Origin of the sequence: Pontibacter flavimaris, assembly GCF_001907195.1 — a bacterium.
GTDB classification, from domain to species: Bacteria; Bacteroidota; Bacteroidia; order Cytophagales; family Hymenobacteraceae; genus Pontibacter; species Pontibacter flavimaris.
Map to the genome: position 1 here is coordinate 379,684 of NZ_LVWA01000003.1, position 17,542 is coordinate 397,225.

Sequence of the window (17,542 nt, forward strand, 5' to 3'; positions counted from 1 at the left end):
GTAATAAAAGGAAGGGCCGCTAAAGTATAGCGGCCCTTCCTTTTTATACCTGGGTTCTTACTTCAGAACCTCCTTTGCTATTTTAGCATCACCATCAATCTTGTGGCTGTACTCCAGGCCAAGCAACCTGGCCACGATGGCGTATACCTGCACATTGCTGAACGCAGCTGTTTTTATGCCTTGCTTAAAGTCCGGTCCCCAGGCATAAAAGACGGCGTGCATGTCCTTAACGGTAGTGGGGTCGTAGCCGTGTGTGCCCGGCGAAGGCTTGCGGCTGGAGAAATGGAAAACTTTCGGGGCATCGGTCAGTAGCAGGATATCGCCCACGCGGTTATACTTATCATCTTTTTTGCCATAGTGCAGGTGTTTCGGCAGTTTCTTTTTGGTATATACTTTATAGGCCCCGCCGGCTTCTTTCTTCAGCTTTTTATACGTTGGCTTGATGGCGCTCTTGTCTTTGGCGTGCAGCTCCACCACCATGCCTCCCCCCGACACCATGAACTTTGCCGTGTCCACGGCGGTTGGCAGCGGCAGGGTATTTTCCTGGTCTATCTGCACCATGCCATGGTCGGATACGAAGATATAGTTCACCGGCAGGCCTGTGGCAGCCACCGCTTCCGTCAGCTGCTTCAGCCGCGCATCCAGCTCCTTCACTGCTTGCTCCGTTTCCGGCGCATCGGGCCCGAAACGGTGGCCAGCATGGTCTACCTCCGGCAGGTAAAACGTGATCAGGTGCGGGCGCTTCGCCTCGGGCAGGCGCAGCCAGTCCACCACCGCCTGCACGCGGGCATCAAACGAAATATCCTCGTTATACTTGTACCAGTACGTGGGGCGGGTGTCCTGCACGGGCGCCTCGGAGCCTACCCAGTAAAAGCTGGCTGACAGCATCTGCTGCTGCTCGGCCAGCACCCACAGCGGCACGCCGCCGTACCAGCTGGCGTCCTCCACCTGTTTTCTGTCGCGCATGGAGTAATGCTCCTTGCGCTGCGGGTCGTAAAAATAGTTGTTGATGAGGCCGTGCGTGGCCGGGTACATGCCCGTGACCAGGGTATAGTGGTTCGGGAAGGTCTTGCTCGGGAACGACGGCAGCATCGACTCGGCCTGTACGCCCTGCTCGCGCAGTTCCTTCAGAAAGGTTGCGTTATACTTGTCGGCGTAGTCGTAGCGGAAACCATCGGCAGAGATCAGGATCACATAAGGCTTCTGCATCTGCTCCGCGCTGTTCCGGCGGTTTGGCTCTACATATTGCGTAGTATCCACCTGCGCCCAGGCCGGCGCGGCCAGCAGCAGGGCAAGTATCAGTATCTTCAAGCGGTTCATGGGGCAAAGGTAAGCTGATGCGGTTAAACAAAGTATAAACGCAGGTTAAATTATGATCACCCCTGATTTGGATGCATAGCAAAGTATAAAGCAAACTATACTATGTTCTTTCTAGCTGGCCGGTAACCTTTGCGCAGATGGGAGTTACGTATGAAGTATAGGAATATGTGGAAGCCGTTTTTTTAAAGTAAGTCTTTGGACTTGTTACTTTCTATAAAGTCGGATTTACACCATAAAGTCCGGTTTACAACCTGACTTGCTTGGAGATTTATACTTTAGTTATACTTGCTGTTCCGGACTTCCCTGCCCAGAGCTTTGCCTGTTGCGGACTTCGAAGTCTGCAGCAGGTCGTACTTTTATACTTCGTCCTTACTTCCATAGCCGCCCTAGATCTCATTTCGATTACTCTTGAGGCGAGAGCCGAAGAGAGCCAGCACAGCTGTGAGATATTATCTCTATAGAATGTCGGATAGATCTCTCGCCCTGCTCGAGATGACAATAAAGTATAGCAACAAGTATAATTCTCTTCTCTGCGGGGGTAGATTTATACTTGTAGGTACAGGTCGCGACCTGTCCGCGCGAGAACTGCAGCTATGGAATTTATACTTTGGCAAAAGTAATTACAAGCTCCCTCCCCTGTTTTTAGGGGAGGGTTGGGGAGGGGTTATACTTTGGCTGGGGTGCTTGGACGTGGTCCCGCGCCTACTCCTTCACAAACAGCCGCTTATCGAACTCAAAAAGTATGGTCTCCACCACTTTAACCTGGTGAAAGTCCGCATGGCGCGGGTTTACGAGGAAGTTAAAGTTGCCCTGCACGGTGGCCGAGGGTACTTTCAGCACCAGCTGCCCGGCTTCCTGCACAAAGGCGTCTCCTATCTCCTGGGTGCTGTTGGCGTGCGGAAAGGACTTCCAATCTGGCGGCAGGTCTGCCTCTGACAGTTCTTTTATACTTGCTGTGTCCGGTATCTCGATGCGGACGAGGTAGTAATCCTTGGGTATGATGCCCAGCGGCATGTGCACGGCAATTTCCACGGTGCACAGGGCAATGGACTCGCTGGTGTAAAGTATGGCGGTGCCTTTGCTGTTCCAGCGGCCGCCGGCAATCTCCGCCCCGCGCCCCGAAAGGTCGTTGCGGTACGGGCCTCTGCTGAGGCGGTACACGATCATGCCAGCACGCCGTGTTCTATGCGCGTCAGTTCATCGCGCAGCAAACCAATACCGAAGGTGCTGTCGAGCAGTTCTTTTGGTTTCAGGCCACCGAGCGCCACGTTCTTGGCCTCCAGCCAGGCATCAAAGTTAGCCTTGTCGCCGAACACCTCCGTGCCTTTGTTATACACCAGCGTTATTTCCAGTATCTTCTCGGAGTGCAGCGGGTCGAAGGTGCGCTTCTCTTTCTTGTAGCGCTGAAACGTGCGCTCCGACAGGTGCAGGAAATTAGACCACTCGCTCACGCTGAAAGGAATCTTATCGGCGATGTTCTGGAACAGGGCGTATTTGATGCCCTCGCGCACCGTGCTGATGAGCATAAATACGTCTTTATCGTCTATCAGGCTGTAGCTCAGGCTGCTGTCTATACTTAAGGCTTGTCCCATGGTGGTAGCGGTTTATACATTCAAATATACGAAACTTGTCTAAATAAAAACGTCAATTGTCGCAAATTAATTCCTGTCCACTCCCTCCCTTTCCTAAAATCCAGACGTTGTACTAAAATTTACGTAGGGGCGTTAGTAAATCAAACCAGTAAAAGTATAAAATGCGACAGTGGATAGCAGCGGCAGGATTAATGGCAATGGGGTTGAGTGGTTGTAACATGCAAAATGCCCTTACCGAAAACCATCAGCCCCAGCAGCGGCCCAGGCTTACGATGCAGGAAGTGATTCCGCCCATGGCACCCGCCACGCCGGAGGCCGTGGCGCAGCAGAACAAGTTCCTGAAGGAGAATACCGACCGGTTCAAAAGTCGCCAGATGGCCGGTAAGTATTATGTGCTGCAGGCAAAGCGCACGTTTAACGAGGAAAAGCTCGACTCAGCGATTGTTTTCTTCAACCGCGCCTGGCTGATGGACCGCAACAACAACGAGATCTACTGGGGCTACGGGCTGGTGTACGGGCAGCAGCAGCAGTACGACAAGGCCCTCTACATACTTTACCGCGCCCTGGACAAGGACAAGGAAAACCCGCGCCTGCTCACCGACATCGCCACCACCCACCTGGCGCGCTTCTACCAGAAAAGCTCGCCGGAGGACCTGCAACAGAGCAAAAAGCTACTGGAGCGGGCCGTGCAGCTGCATCCCGATAACGCCGCCGATACCTTCTACAAACTGGCCGTGAACAGCTACTACCTCTATGACTTTGCCCAAGCCTGGGACTACCTGCACCAGAGCATCCGCCAGGACAGGACAAAGGAAGATAAACAGTTGATTTCGGCCTTGCTGCAGCATGAGCGCGACCCGGAGGGAATTTATACGTCGCAACGGAAGCGGTAACTTGCAAGTAAAGCGCGGCTGTGTTACTTTTATACGATGACGGCACAACGTATGAACGCCGGTCCTGCTGCCCAAAACCGCGGCAGCTCATCCCCGAAAGTATAAACAGCAGTTATGAAAAGAATCCTTTTAGCCGCCGTGGCCCTTCTCTGCGCCACCACCCTCAGCCTTGCCCAAGAGCAGGCAGCCGAGCTCAGCCCGAAAGTGCTGCCCATGTTCGGCGAAAAGCAGAAGACGGAGGCGGAGCAGAAGCAGGACGAGAAATTCCTGACCAGCTGCGACAAAAACTTTACCGACCGTCTGGAGGCCAGCAAATTCTTTATGGAGCGCGGCTGGGAGTACCTCAACGGCGGGCAGGTGGACACGGCCATGTACCGCTTTAACCTGGCCTGGCTCCTGAACCCGGGTAACAAGGACACCTACTGGGCCTTTGGCCTGGTAACCTCCGCCCGCGGCAACCAACCGCTTGCCATCAGCATGTATGAGAAGGCGCTGGCGCTGGATGCAAAGAACTCGCTCCTGCTGTCGGATGCGGCCGCGGCTTACCTGGCCGTTTACAACGAGAAAAAGAAGAAAAAGGACCTGAAGAAGGCCGCTGCTTACCTGGCCACCGCCACGGCTGCAGATCCCAACAACGCCTATGCGCTCTACAACCTCTCGAAGGTGAAGTACCAGGAGAAGAAGTATGACGCGGCCTGGGATTACCTGCACAAGAGCCGCACCCTGGACATGGCGCAGATCGACTATACCTATATCCTGGAACTGACGGAAAAAATGCCCGACCCACAGGGCTTCTTCAACGCATCCGCCCCGGATAGTGCAGCGAACTAAAATAATAATCCCTGGCCCCACGGCCGGGGATTATTGTTAGCCCTAAAGCATAAAATCCGCAAGAATCGGGTTGAAAGTATAAGGCGGATTTTAGTACTTGCCCCAATGAACACGCATTACGAGACCGTAGCCAGGGCACTGGCCTACATCCGCCAAAACACAGCACAGCAACCTACCTTAGACGAGGTGGCGGCGCACGTGCACCTGAGCGCGCAACATTTCCAGCGCGTTTTTACTGAGTGGGCTGGCGTCAGTCCCAAAAAGTTTCTGCAGTACCTCTCGCTGCAGCACGCCAAAAAAGTACTCACGCAAAGCGCTTCCCTGCTGGAGGCGAGCTATCACACTGGCCTCTCCGGCAGCAGTCGACTCCACGATTTGTTTGTCAGCATCGAAGGTATGACGCCCGGGCAGTATAAAAACCACGGAGAGCGGCTGCAGCTGAAGTATAGCCTCGGCAACTGCCAGTTCGGGCCATACCTGGTCGCCTCCACGGATAAAGGCATTTGCCACCTGCACTTTTACCAGAACGCCGAACAGGCACTGTATGAGCTGCAGCAAGCCTGGCCCAAGGCGGAATTGGTAAAGCAAGAGGCAAGTATACACCAGCAGGTACAGGCATTCTTCCAAAACACCCTCACCCCGGATGCTAACCGCATCCGACTGCACCCGAGCGGCACGCCTTTTCAGCTGAAAGTATGGGAGGCGCTGCTGCGCATCCCGGAAGGTCACCTTTGCTCCTACGCCAGCCTGGCACAACGTATAGGCCAGCCAAGCGCCAGCCGCGCCGTGGGCACCGCCATTGGCAGCAACCCCATCGGCTTCCTTATCCCCTGCCACCGGGTCATTAAAAGCGTGGGCGGCATTGGCGAGTACCGCTGGGGCAGCGAGCGCAAAATGGCCATGATCGGCTGGGAAGCAGCGGCAAGTATAAAAGCTGGCGAGGAACCGCAGCAGCAATACGCACTGAATTTCGGCAGCAGTTAAAGGTTTTTTACTATATTTGCTTACACCCTATTACAAATTTTTAGCTAAAGCAAATGAGAAAACATCTATTCAAAGCCTCTATCCTACTGCTGGCTGGTAGCATGTCGCTTTCCTCGTGCGTGGTTTCCAAGAAGAAGTACGATGACCTGATGGCCCGCAAGAATTCTCTGGAGGTAGACAAGGCAGGACTGCAGCAGGAAAAATCAACCCTGGAGCAGCAGAAAGCCGACCTGGAGGCGGCAAAGGCAAGCCTGGAGGAAGAGCGCGCGAAACTGGAGCAACAGAAACGCGAGTATGAGGAAAGCCTGGCCAAGGCCCTGAAGGAAGGAAAGTCGCTGGGCGAGAGCCTGAACATGAGCAAATCGCAGATCGATAGGCTGAATGCCGACCTGAAAGCCCGCGAGGCAAGGCTGGCGGAGCTGCAGCGCATCCTGGATGAGAAAGATGCTGCCGTGGCCAACCTGCGCAACCGCGTGAGCAAGGCCCTGCTTGGCTTCAATGACAAAGACCTGACCATTGATGTGCGCAATGGCAAAGTATACGTATCGCTGGCCGAGCAGCTGCTGTTCAACTCCGGCTCCACCAAGGTAGACCCCAAAGGCGTGGACGCCCTGCGCAAGCTGGCTTCCGTGCTGAAGGAGCAGCAGGACGTGAACGTGCTGGTAGAGGGCCACACGGATGATGTGCCGATAGCCAGGGGCACCGTGGGCATGCAGGACAACTGGGACCTGAGCGTGCTCCGCGCCACCGAGATCACCCGCATCCTGGCCAACGCCGGCGTAGACCCTACCCGCGTGACGCCATCAGGCCGCTCGAAGTACGTGCCGCTGGATGAGGCCAAGACGAAGGAGGCCCGCCAGAAAAACCGCCGCACCGAGATCATCCTGACTCCGAAACTTGACGAGCTGTTCAAGATCCTGGAGACAACCTAAGCAGCGCCTCGTGCAAGTATAAAATGCAGCAGCCAGCTCCTATAAAGAGCTGGCTGTTTTGCATTCGGCTCAATTTATACTTTGCAGGCCATACAGCCTTGCCCTGGGGAGATTTTTCTGATCAGGAGAGACCAGGCTTTATACTTATACTTATACTTATGATTTTATGCTCCGCTACCGGCCATAAATATACCTGCAGGCCAGCGGGGGAATTTAATCCGGGGAATTACTTAAGGAAGGGAATGCTCTGCCTCCAACGCCACACCTTCCCCCTCCACCACCACAGGCGAAGGTTTCGGCAGCACCCGCTGCAGCACCGGCTGAAGTATAAAGTATAACCCTACACCCACAGGGATGGAAAGTATGGCCCAGGCGGCAACGCCCGCCAGGTTTGCCATCCAAAGTTTACCGATCGCGTCCAGCCAGTCATCCTGAAACATGGTCTGCATCTCCTCCAGCGTCAGCCGCAGCTCGCCCAGCCCGAAAAAGGAAATACCCAGTCGGATAAACGGAAGAGCCAGAAGTAGCTGCAGGGGCTGCACCAGGTAACTCACCAGCACCGTGGCCGCAATGTTCAGCCGGAAGCGGGCCGCCACGGCAGTAGCCAGGACCGTCGCCACGCCAAGCGCAGGCACCACCCCGATCACACTGCCTGCCGCCACGGTGGCCGAGAGGCTACGCGCCGTCATGCCCTGCCGCAGCAGGTTAGAGACCGGCTGCACCAGCTTTCGTCTCAGAAAATCGGATATGACACTGTAGGTGGCCACGAGAGGTAAATTTAAAAGTATAGGGTGTTGCTGCATACGGGAAAAGCAGGTGGTCTGGCGAGCCGGGAGGGGCTGGACTCAGGCAGATCTTCTGCAGCTGCTTTTTATACGCTAGCGGGTATAAAAGTAACCTGTCCTGTAGCTATTTGTTTTAAGTATTTCTCCCCGGCTTTAACATCCTTCTAAAGCTACCACCCGCCACTGTTATTAATATTGAGAATATTTGATGGAGAGGTTAAACCAAGTTGTGACGCTGCTGTCTAAACACGCAGACTTACTATCACATTCACACCATTCATGAAGAGGCTTTTTACTATTTTAGTGATGCTTGTAGCTGTGCTGCAGGCTTATGCACAAACTACCTCCGTATCGGGCTCGGTGCAGAGCGCCAGCGATAAGGGAGCGCTTCCCGGAGCCAACGTGGTGCTGACGCGCACCGCCGACGCCACCAAGACCGTAACGGCCACCGACGGCGAAGGCCGCTTCCAGTTTGAGCGCGTAGCACAGGGGCAGTATACGTTAGAGATCAATTACATCGGCTTCGAGAACTTCTCCCGTAGCTTTCAGGTGGCGGGGGCGCCGGTGAACCTGGGCCAGCTGCTGCTGCGCGATGGGGCCACCGGGCTGCAGGAAGTACAGATCATTGGCCGCGCGCCGCTTGGCGAGCAGAAAGGCGATACCTCCCAGTTTAACGCCAAGGCCTTCAAGACTGCCCCCGATGCCAGCGCCGAGGACCTGGTCACCAAAATGCCGGGCGTAACCGTGCAGGATGGCAAGATACAGGCGCAGGGCGAGGATGTGCAGCAGGTCATGATTGACGGCAAGCGCTATACCGGCGAGGATGTGAACTCTGCGGTGCGTAACATCTCTGCCGACATGATCGAGAGCGTACAGGTGTTTGACGGCCAGAGCGACCGCGCCGCCTTCAGTGGCTTTGACGATGGCAACCGCATCAAAACGCTCAACTTCGTGACCCGCAAGGACAAGCGCCACGGCTACGTGGGCAAGGCCTCCGCAGGCTATGGCACCGACGAGCGCTACATGCTGGGTGCTACCGTGAACTACTTCAACGGCGAGCAGCGCATCACCGCTACGGGCCTCACCAACAACATCAACATGTTCGATTTCTCCATCGGCGAAACGCCCGGCGGCGGCATGCGCGGCCGCAGAGGCTGGGGCGGCGGCTCCCCGAACGGCATCATCAACACAGATAACTTCGCGCTCAGCTACAACGACAAGTGGGGCAAGAAAATGGAAGTGGGCGGCAACTACAACTACACGAACCGTGATGTGGTGAACAACCAGTACCGCTTCCGCGACTTCGTGAACAGCGACACCACCTATACCGAGAACAGCCAGAACCAGGATATCACCGACAGCCACCGCTTCAACTTCAGGTTGCAGTACAACATCAACGAGAACAACAGGCTGCTGGTACGTCCGAACATCTCCATCCAGCGAAGCCAGTCGTTTACGGGCCGTAACGCCAGCACCATTGCCAACGGCGAGGAGCTGACAAACTCCATCAACTCCGACAACGCGGACAATACCACCCTCAACATCAGCAACAACATCCTCTACTCCCACCGCTTCGGCGACTCCGGCAGGATTCTGACGGTGGACATCGACACCAGGTACACAGACACGGACGGTGACACCTACCAGCTCGAGAACACCGCCAACCTCATGGACCCGGAGCGCGACGTGACGCGTAACCAGTTCATCAACCTTGACAGGAGCAACCTGGCCTGGTCGGGTAACCTGGACTACTCCCAGCGACTGGGCGAGAATTCGCGCCTGCAGCTGGAGTACAACATCAGCAACCGCAACAACGACTCCGACCGCCGCACCTATGATTATGTGGAGAACGAGAGCGCTTACAACAGCTTTAACGCCCCGCTGAGCAACACCTTCCAGAGCGATTACGTGGCGCAGCGGTTCGGGCCGAGCTACCAGTACCGGACGGACAAAACCACTTTCCAGCTGAATGCCCGCTACCAGTATGCCACCCTGCGCGGCGAGAGCCAGTTCCCGGAGCAGTACCCGGTGAAGCGGGACTACAACAACGTGCTGCCGTCTGCCGAGTATGAGTACAAGTTCTCAAAGTCCACGAACCTGAGGATCAACTACAGCACCTCCACGAACGAGCCGTCGGTGGAGCAGTTGCAGAACGTGCTGGACATCTCCAACCCGCTGCAGCCGCGCATCGGCAACCCGGAACTGGACCAGGAGTACCAGAACAGGCTGTTCATGCGCTTCCGTAACTTCAATGCTGAGACCAACAAGGTGTTCTTCATGGGTGTTTTCGGTACGATGACGCAGAACTACGTTACCAACAGCATTTACACCCGCGACGTGCCGTTCGAGCTGCCGGAGAATTACACCTACCGTCCGGGCTCCCGTTTCTCGCGCCCCGTGAACCTGGATGGCTACTGGAGCGTTCGCTCGTTCTTCAACTATGGTCAGCCGATCAACTTCATCAGCTCTAACCTGAACCTGAACGGCTCGGTGGGTTACTCCAGAACCCCGGGCATGATCGATGAGGAGATCAACTATGCCAACAACACCAACTTCAGGGCCGGCCTGAACCTGAGCAGCAACATCAGCGAGAACGTGGACTTTAACCTCTCCACCACCGGTAGCTATAACCTGGTGGAGAACACGCTGCGCACCAACCAGAACAATAACTTCTACAACCACAGCACGAACCTGCGCCTGAACACCATCATCTGGAAAGGCATTGTGTACCGCACAGAACTCAACCACCAGTACAACACGGGTCTGTCTGCCGGCGTGGACAACAGCTACCTGCTCTGGAACATGAGCCTGGGCAAGAAGATCTTCAAGAACCAGCAGGGTGAGATCAGCCTGAGCGTGAACGATTTGCTGAAGCAGAACGTGAGCATCCAGCGTAATATCGCCGCCGACTATGTGGAGGATGTGCAGTCGTCGGTGCTGCAGCGCTATTTTATGCTAACCTTTACCTACAACCTGCGCAAGTTCATCAGCGGCGAGGCCCCGGAGATGAACCAGGAGCGCCGCGGCAACTGGGGCGGCAGACCCTAGTAATAAGTTAGTATGATTAAGGTGAAAGCCCGGGCCATTGCGGTCCGGGCTTATTTATTGGCCGTTGGATTTAAATCGATTGAATGCGCTTAATTAAAAATTTCATTTTAGATTTAGCTCGTTAAAGTATAAACCGCTCAGGTGTACTTGCCCATGCCGCTACAGGACTTCTTCCGGTTCGATTGGTTTGCCGCCATACTGCTGGTTGGGGTGGTGCAGGGTTTCTTTCTGGCGCTGCTGTTCCTGGCCAGGCGGCCGCACCGGCAGCCCTACCACCACCTGCTGCTGGCTGCGGTGGTATTTGCGTTTGGAACCCTGGTATTGGATACTTTCCTGTGCTACAGCGGGCTCATGTTCCGGGTACTGCACCTGGTCGATTTTTCGGAGCCGGTTAATTTCGCCCTCGGTCCCCTCATCTACCTGCTCTTCCGAAGCCTGAACGGCAGCAGCTGGACGCGCAGGCAATGGCTGCATTTCATACCTTTCGGGCTATACTTGCTCTACCATACCCTTTTTTACATCCAACCGGAGGCGGTAAAGTATAACGCCTACATCAACGCCTATTTTCCGGACAGGGAGTTTCTGCCGGTTTCTTCTAAAGTAGACCCAGACCCGCTGCTCCTGACCAGGTACATCAATGAGCTGACGATCCTGCATATTATACTTTACATCGGCCTTTGTTTCCGGCTCCTTAAGAGGCGTCGCTTCTCCGAATCTCCTAACCCATACTTTTATCCGTGGGCCAGGTTCCTGCTATACTTCTTTGTGGCCTCCCTTCTGCTGATACTCTTCGTGAAGCTAACCTATGAGCGCGATCTCGGGGACCACTTGTTGGCCGCTTTCCTGGTGCTCCAGCTTTTCTTCGCCAGCTACAAGATCATCACCGACTCGGCTTTTTTCCAGCCGGTGGTGCAGGTAAAGTATGAGAAATCGGCGCTGAGCGAGGAGGCCAAGCAGGACCTGCTGCAGAAGCTAAAGGTGGCAGAAGACGCTAAATTCTATGTTCAGCCCTCCGCTTCACTGCCGGCGCTGGCCAGGCAGCTGCACACCTCGCCCCATTACCTCTCGCAGAGCCTGAACGAGCGGCTGGGCAAGAGCTTTTTCGAGTACCTGGCCGCGCTGCGGATAAAGGAGGCTAAAGCCATACTTTCCGACCCGGCGCAGCGGCACCTAAAGGTGGAGGAAGTGGCCGAGCAGGTGGGCTACCTGTCGAAGTCTGCCTTTAGTGCCGCCTTTAAGAAACAGACGGGGCAGACGCCAGGAGAGTACCGCAAAAAGGCCATTTTGGGCTAGTTTAAGTACTTCCCGATAAGGTAGCACCCCGCACTTACCGGCGCATTCCTCTTTTTCATACTTCCATGGGTAAGTTTGCCTCAAAACCTACTACTATGGAAAAAAGAGAAAAAATCAGACGCTATGAGTTCGACTGGCTGCGGGTGCTGGCCTTTTCGCTGCTTATCTTTTACCACACCGGCATGTTCTTCGTGAGCTGGGAGTGGCATGTCAAGAACACCGAAATCAGTGAGGCGCTGGAGCGGCCCATGCTCTTCATGAGCCAGTGGCGCATGTCGCTCATTTTCCTGGTTTCGGGTGTGGGCGTATACTTTGCCCTGGGTTACCGCAGCGCCGGCGCCTTCGCCAAAGACCGGCTGAAGCGAATTTTCGTGCCGCTGCTGGTGGGCATGCTGCTGGTGGTGCCGCCCCAGGTATACTTTGAGCGCGTGATGCAGGGCGCCGCCACCGACTACCTCAGCTTCTACCCTTCCATATTCAAGTTTGAGCCTTACCCGGAGGGCAATTTCAGTTGGCATCACCTCTGGTACCTGGCCTATATCCTCTGTTATAGCCTGCTACTGTTGCCGCTGCTCGTTTATATCCGCAAGGCAAGTATAAAACAGGAACATATCAAAGGCTGGCTGCTGCTGCTCGTGCCGGCTCTATGGCTAAGTATAGGTGGTATGCTTTTAAACGAGCGCTTCCCGGCTACCAACGCCCTTATCAACGACTGGGCGAACCACTTCCTCTACATCTCTGTCTTTCTGATCGGGTTTCTACTGATGAAGATACCCGCCTTGCAGGAAAAAATCAGAAGCATGCGCTGGTATAGTATGGCGGCCGCGCTGGCCACGGTGACTGTACTTTATACGTTCTATTGGTATCAGGACACAGACCTGGCAGGCGCTGAAGTGGCCTTCTACCACGTGCTCAAGCAGAGCAACCGCTGGTTCTGGCTCATGGTTATACTTGGTTTTGCCCTGCAGCACCTCCAGATCAGGAGCAGGCACCTGGCAAGGGCCAACGAAATGGTTTACCCCTTCTACATCCTGCACCAGACGGTTATCGTGGCCCTCGGCTTTTACCTGCGCGAGCTAAACTGGAGCATAGGGTCTAAATTTACTTTCATCAGCCTGGGCACGTTTATACTTTGTTTTATACTGGTGCGCTTCGTGATCATGCCTTTCAACTGGCTACGGGTGCCGTTTGGGCTGAAGCCGGTGCAGCGGGCAAATACCACAGCTCCTGAAACAGCCCCTGCACAGCGGCTTGTTAAAGTAGCTGGTGAGAAAGTATAACTTACCGCCACTTTACTTTTGGCAACCGAAAGGCTTTTTCCCGGGCCGGAATGCTGTAGAGCACCAGTCCGCCCATTACCACCAACATGCCACTTGTAGCCAGGGAGCCAGGCCAAACGATGCCCAGCAGTATAATCTCACCCACCAGCGTGGCAATAATCTCAATGGATTGGGTAGCTTCCACGGCGGCAAGCGCGGCGGCATTGTGGCGCACCATGTTCATAGCCACGAAGAACAGGATGCCGCCGATGACGCCAGAGCTCAGGGCGATGACCAGGATACCCAGGGTTTGGGCGCCACCGGGGAGGCCAGCCTCCTGGTAGCCATAGAGCATGAGGCAAAACTGCACCGGCAAACTGCCAATGGCCATTCCCGCTACGCGCTGCATGGCGTTCAGGCCGTGCGTTTTCTCCTCTGTGTGCAGGAGCACCTTGCGGTTGGCCAGCGGCCACAGCGAAGCCCCGATCAGCACCAGGATGACGCACAGCCACAGGTCCTGCTGGGTATAAATGCCGTTGCGTTGGCTCCACTGCATCAGGGCAATGCCCGAAAGTATGAGCACCGACAGCAGCAGCGCCCGCACCGGGATGCGGCTGCGCGCATCCTTGTAGATCAGGGGGGAGAGCAGGATGCCGGCAACGATGGTGAACTGAAATACCCCAGCCACCAACCATCCCGGTCCAAAGAAAGCCGCGGAAGTAAGAAAGATGTACACGATCCCGAAGGACAGGCCGCCCCAGCCCAGCCATACCAGCGGGTGTTGGCGCAGAGCCTGCAGCAAAGGGCGCAGCCGCCGCTGAAAAACGAGCAGCGGGAGCAGCAGCAGCACCAGAAAGGTGGTTCGTAGGCCTACGGTCCAGGCCCAGTGGCCGCCGCCGGCTGATATAAAGCTGTTTACCGTGTAGGTAGCGCTGAAAAAAATGCAGGCCAGCGAGCCGATCGCGATGGCTTTTAGATTGTTGTTCGGGTTCATAGCCGTCATCTCCTGAAGCTGCAAATGTACGGCCCGGCCCGGGTCAGGTCACGGTACTATCCGTCTCGTCTATGGTACTTTTGGAACCACTCAGCTCTCGCCGCAGCTGCATGGGGGTGCTGCCGGCCAGCCTCCGGAAGAAACGCACAAAGTAGGAAGCATCCTCAAAGCCCAGCTTATACGCGATTTCCTTGACCGATAAGGTGCTGAAGTATAGCAGCCGCTTGCTTTCGATCAACAGCCTGTTGTGCAGCATATCGGCCACCGTCATGCCCAGGCATCCCCTGCAGATGGTGTTGAGGTGCTTAGATGTAATGCCCATTGCCCCAGCATAGTATGAAACCGGAAGATGCTCCTGAAAATGCAGCTCTACCAGCGAGCTCAGCTGGAAGATTCGTTCGCTGTAGCGGGCTGGGGTGAAGCGGGCGATCTGCTGGTGCGACTCGCGCAGTAGGTAGCGCAGTAGGGTATAGAGGAGGCGTGAGAGAATGGTATAATCCGGAACAAGCTCTTCCAGCTCCTGCTCCAGCAACTGCACGAGCTGCTCAAAAGTTTGCTGCAGCTCATAGGGCAGGTCGAGGTACGGATGCTGGTAGGCAGACCCGAAAAGCACCAGCACCTCGTGGGCGGTAAGGCCGGTAGCCTGCAGCAAGCTCTCCCGGAAAGCCACGATACGGCCCTGCTCCTGCCGGGCCTCGCGCTGGTGCGCCTGTCCCGGACCCAGAAAGAACACCCGACCCGCCAGCATCTCGTACCGCCTGAAATCGATTAGGTTATCGCCGCCCTTCGTTTCCTGCACATAAATGAGCTGATAGGCATTGTGCCGATGGGGCACGGCCGAAAGCTCGCTGGCAAAGTCCTGCAGGGGCAGCACAGCCAGCTGCTGTGTCTGCAGCAGCTCCTGTATGGGCAGTGGCTCCGGGTTCGGCTTTTTCATAGAGGTATAAATCAGCGCAAATGTACGTATAAAAGCTATTTTTATACTTCCCGCGCCTCAGCCTAATCCCCTGCTGGTACTACAGCCTTCCCTCCTCCTCGCCGGTGCCGGTTTTGCGGCTGCGGGCGGTTTTTACTTTGTTGCTGCCGAACTTGTAGTTAAACGTAAGGTTCAGGCGGCGGCTCTCCCACTGGTTCTGCCAGTACATGTCCACGTTGCTGTACGCCAAAGTAGCCCTGGAACGGCTGGAATTAAACACATCGCGCAGCTTCAGGCTCAGGCTGGCTTTGCCGTCTAAAAAGTTCTTCTGTGCTCCCAGGTCGATCTGGTAGTTGGCTTTTGTGTGGAACAAGCCCTGAACCGACGGCGACATATAATACCCGGAAAGCTGCAGTTTATAGTCGTTTGGCAGGATAAAGGTCTCGTCCGCACTGGCCGACCAGCTGAAGCGGGAGCTGTTATAGGCAGTGCCTTGCAGTGGCGAGGAAACCGTGTTATAGGATCCCTCCAGCTGCAGCGTACTTGTCCACCATTCGTTTACAGGTAGCGTGCCGCCGCTGCTGGCGCTCAGGTACGTGGCTTTGCTCAGGTTCTCGGGCCTGCTGATGCTCACCTTGGTCGCATCGTTTTGCTTGATCACATCCGTTACGAAGTTAGTGGACTCCACATAGCTCAGGCTCAGCAACTGAAAGCTCTTATAGTTATAGTTGAACTGCAGCGAGTTAGCATAAGAGGCTTCCAGAAATGGGTTCCCCTGCAAAGCAGTGTAGGGATCCGAGTAAAAGGTAAAGGGGTTCAGGCTGCGGTACGAAGGGCGGCTGATGCGGCGGCTGTAAGATGCTGAAAACTGGTTGTTGTCGCTGGCGCTGTAGCTCACGAACAAGCTTGGGAAAAACTTTAGGTAGGCATCGTCCACGGGTTGTGCTGTGTTGGCGGAGTGGCCTTCGGCTGTCGTGTGCTCTGCCCGAAGGCCCGCTTTCATACTTAGTTTGTCACTGAACTTGCGGCTCAGGCTCAGGTAGGCTGCACGGATGGTTTCAGTGTAGGCAAAGCTGTTGGTGCGGTTAGCGTCATTCACCCAGCCCTGCTCCTGCTGCTGCTCAAACCTGATGTCGCTGTCGTTGTTAACCTTGCTGGTTTTTAAGCCGGCCTCTGCCTTGTAGCCTTTGCCGAACGGATGCACGTAGTCCACCTTCAGCGCATTTATACTTGCAGCTGCCCTGCTGTAGCTGCGGAGCTGCAAAGGAGCCTGCGTGGCCTCACCGGAAGCGGTAAGAAAGTTGTTCGTGAAGTGCTCATCGGCATTGGTACTGTAGGTTACATGGTCGGCATCAACCGTTAAGCTACGGCCGGTGCTGTCGATATCGAATTTATAGTTCAGGTTCAGGCTATAGTTATCGGTGTTTGACTCCTTGGGGTTGTGCATGTTCATACGTCCGAATACCTTGCCGGCAGCATCGAAGTTGGTGGAGTTGCTGGTGGTAAGGGTATGCTCCGGCGAGGCGTACCCTTTGGCCATGATGCCCACGGTGTGCTTTTTGCTGATGAAATAATCGGCGCCGGCCGTCAGGTTATAGCTGTTGGTAACCGGGTGCCAGTAGTTAACCTGGTTGTAGAGGCTGTCGTTGATGTTGCGCTTTAAGGTGAGGCGGTTAAAGGAGTCGTAGTGACCGGCGTTCAGACGGGTGTAGAGGCTCACTTTGCCGGTGTTGTAGTTCAGGTTCAGGCCGCCCCATACTTTCTCATACTTGCCATAGCCGGCGCCCAGATTCACGGAGCCGTTCATACCCATGGTTTCGTCCCGCTTTAGTTTAATGTTGATGATCCCGGCCGTACCGGCGGCGTCGAAGGCAGCTGGGGGATTGGCGATCAGCTCTACCTGGCTCACCGCCGAGGCCGGCAGCGACTTGAGGTAGGCCTGCAGCTCGGCACCACTCATGTAAGTCATTTTGCCGTTGATCATCACCTGCACGCTGGCGCTTCCCCTGTAGATGATGTTGTCGTCCTTATCCAACCGCACGCCCGGCGCATACTTTAATACCTCCAGCGCATTATCGCCAGCCGTGTTGAGCTGCTCCACGTTCATCACCAGGCGGTCTGCCTCCTGCTCCAGCAGCGGTTTCCGGCCTTTTACCACCACCTCCTGCAGCGCGTTGGCTTTCTCATGCAAGCGTATGGATGGCACCTGCACCTGCTGCTGCTCTACCTCAAAGGCTATACTTGTGGCCGGGGCAAAACCAACCAGCAGGGCTTTCACCGTATAATTCCCAGCCTTCACCGGCCCGAAAGTATAAGCGCCTGCCGCATCCGTCATTTCCGAGGCCACCACCGCCGAATCGGGCAACTGCAGCAACACCACCGATACAAATTCCAGCGGCTTTTGCGAGGCAGCGTCTGTTACGGCTCCTTTTACCGTGGTAGCAGCTTGTGCCCAGGAAGTATAGGCTGTAAAGTATAAAGCAATGCTGCAGCCCAGCAGAACGAGGCTTTTAAACTTGTTCAGTGATCGGTCATTTGTCGCGGCAGTTGTAAACGGTTTGTTCATGGCTCAGGTGTTTTGTTGTTAAGCCAAAGATGCAGCACGACTTATAATATCTGAATTATACTATACTAATCCCCCCATATATTATCCCAAGCCTGATCAACTTCCTCCGCCCGGTTGGAACCACGAATA

General features: G+C 55.3%; 14 protein-coding genes. 7 read left to right on the top strand and 7 right to left on the bottom strand.

The features are described 5' to 3' along the window. Nucleotides 1–57: 57 nt before the first annotated feature. The 3 genes from A3841_RS03840 to parS all read right to left on the bottom strand — a co-directional run bounded on the left by A3841_RS03840 (nucleotide 58) and on the right by parS (nucleotide 2,912). Nucleotides 58–1,320: an alkaline phosphatase family protein gene (locus A3841_RS03840; protein ID WP_073850980.1), complete on the bottom strand. Its 1,263-nt coding sequence runs from the start codon at nucleotides 1,318–1,320 to the stop codon at nucleotides 58–60. A 702-nt stretch (nucleotides 1,321–2,022) separates the two neighbouring features. Then, nucleotides 2,023–2,487, bottom strand: a complete 465-nt coding sequence (locus tag A3841_RS03845) for an RES family NAD+ phosphorylase (protein WP_073850981.1) — start codon at nucleotides 2,485–2,487, stop codon at nucleotides 2,023–2,025. Further along, on the bottom strand, nucleotides 2,484–2,912 hold the full coding sequence (gene parS / locus A3841_RS03850) for a type II RES/Xre toxin-antitoxin system antitoxin (RefSeq protein ID WP_073850982.1): 429 nt from the start codon (nucleotides 2,910–2,912) through the stop codon (nucleotides 2,484–2,486). The genes A3841_RS03845 and parS overlap by 4 nt, the downstream gene beginning before the upstream one ends. 218 nt (nucleotides 2,913–3,130) lie before the next feature. On the opposite strand from parS, the gene A3841_RS03855 reads away from it, so the two are divergent. The 4 genes from A3841_RS03855 (at nucleotide 3,131) to A3841_RS03870 (ending at nucleotide 6,552) form a co-directional block, all read left to right on the top strand. Next, nucleotides 3,131–3,805, top strand: a complete 675-nt coding sequence (locus A3841_RS03855; RefSeq protein ID WP_235861288.1) for a tetratricopeptide repeat protein — start codon at nucleotides 3,131–3,133, stop codon at nucleotides 3,803–3,805. Nucleotides 3,806–3,919: 114 nt separating this feature from the next. Beyond that, nucleotides 3,920–4,636, top strand: a complete 717-nt coding sequence (locus A3841_RS03860) for a tetratricopeptide repeat protein (protein ID WP_073850984.1) — start codon at nucleotides 3,920–3,922, stop codon at nucleotides 4,634–4,636. A gap of 105 nt (nucleotides 4,637–4,741) precedes the next feature. Next, nucleotides 4,742–5,620 carry a bifunctional transcriptional activator/DNA repair enzyme AdaA gene (locus A3841_RS03865; protein ID WP_073850985.1) on the top strand — a complete coding sequence of 293 codons (879 nt, stop codon included), beginning with the start codon at nucleotides 4,742–4,744 and terminating at the stop codon, nucleotides 5,618–5,620. 53 nt (nucleotides 5,621–5,673) lie between these two features. Beyond that, entirely contained in the window at nucleotides 5,674–6,552 is an 879-nt protein-coding gene (locus A3841_RS03870) for an OmpA/MotB family protein (RefSeq protein ID WP_073850986.1), read from the top strand. Between the two features lie 230 nt (nucleotides 6,553–6,782). On the opposite strand, the gene A3841_RS03875 is transcribed toward A3841_RS03870, so the two are convergent. After that, entirely contained in the window at nucleotides 6,783–7,355 is a 573-nt protein-coding gene (locus tag A3841_RS03875; RefSeq protein ID WP_073850987.1) for a DUF2062 domain-containing protein, read from the bottom strand. A gap of 288 nt (nucleotides 7,356–7,643) precedes the next feature. Between A3841_RS03875 and A3841_RS03880 the strand changes: the two genes are divergently transcribed. From A3841_RS03880 to A3841_RS03890, 3 genes are all read left to right on the top strand, one after another. Then, complete coding sequence (locus A3841_RS03880; RefSeq protein ID WP_139307879.1) at nucleotides 7,644–10,385, top strand: outer membrane beta-barrel protein; 2,742 nt, start codon at nucleotides 7,644–7,646, stop codon at nucleotides 10,383–10,385. A gap of 153 nt (nucleotides 10,386–10,538) precedes the next feature. After that, entirely contained in the window at nucleotides 10,539–11,678 is a 1,140-nt protein-coding gene (locus A3841_RS03885; protein WP_073850989.1) for a helix-turn-helix transcriptional regulator, read from the top strand. A 95-nt stretch (nucleotides 11,679–11,773) separates the two neighbouring features. Beyond that, the gene (locus tag A3841_RS03890) at nucleotides 11,774–12,958 is read left to right on the top strand and encodes an acyltransferase family protein (RefSeq protein ID WP_073850990.1); all 1,185 of its coding nucleotides are present in this window, start codon (nucleotides 11,774–11,776) and stop codon (nucleotides 12,956–12,958) included. Between the two features lies 1 nt (nucleotide 12,959). Here the strand turns inward: A3841_RS03890 and A3841_RS03895 are convergent, their stop codons facing one another. From A3841_RS03895 to A3841_RS03905, 3 genes are all read right to left on the bottom strand, one after another. Continuing rightward, complete coding sequence (locus A3841_RS03895; protein WP_073851209.1) at nucleotides 12,960–13,931, bottom strand: multidrug resistance efflux transporter family protein; 972 nt, start codon at nucleotides 13,929–13,931, stop codon at nucleotides 12,960–12,962. Between the two features lie 43 nt (nucleotides 13,932–13,974). After that, nucleotides 13,975–14,868, bottom strand: a complete 894-nt coding sequence (locus A3841_RS03900) for an AraC family transcriptional regulator (RefSeq protein WP_073850991.1) — start codon at nucleotides 14,866–14,868, stop codon at nucleotides 13,975–13,977. Nucleotides 14,869–14,947: 79 nt separating this feature from the next. After that, entirely contained in the window at nucleotides 14,948–17,413 is a 2,466-nt protein-coding gene (locus tag A3841_RS03905; protein WP_073850992.1) for an outer membrane beta-barrel family protein, read from the bottom strand. Nucleotides 17,414–17,542 lie beyond the last annotated feature (129 nt).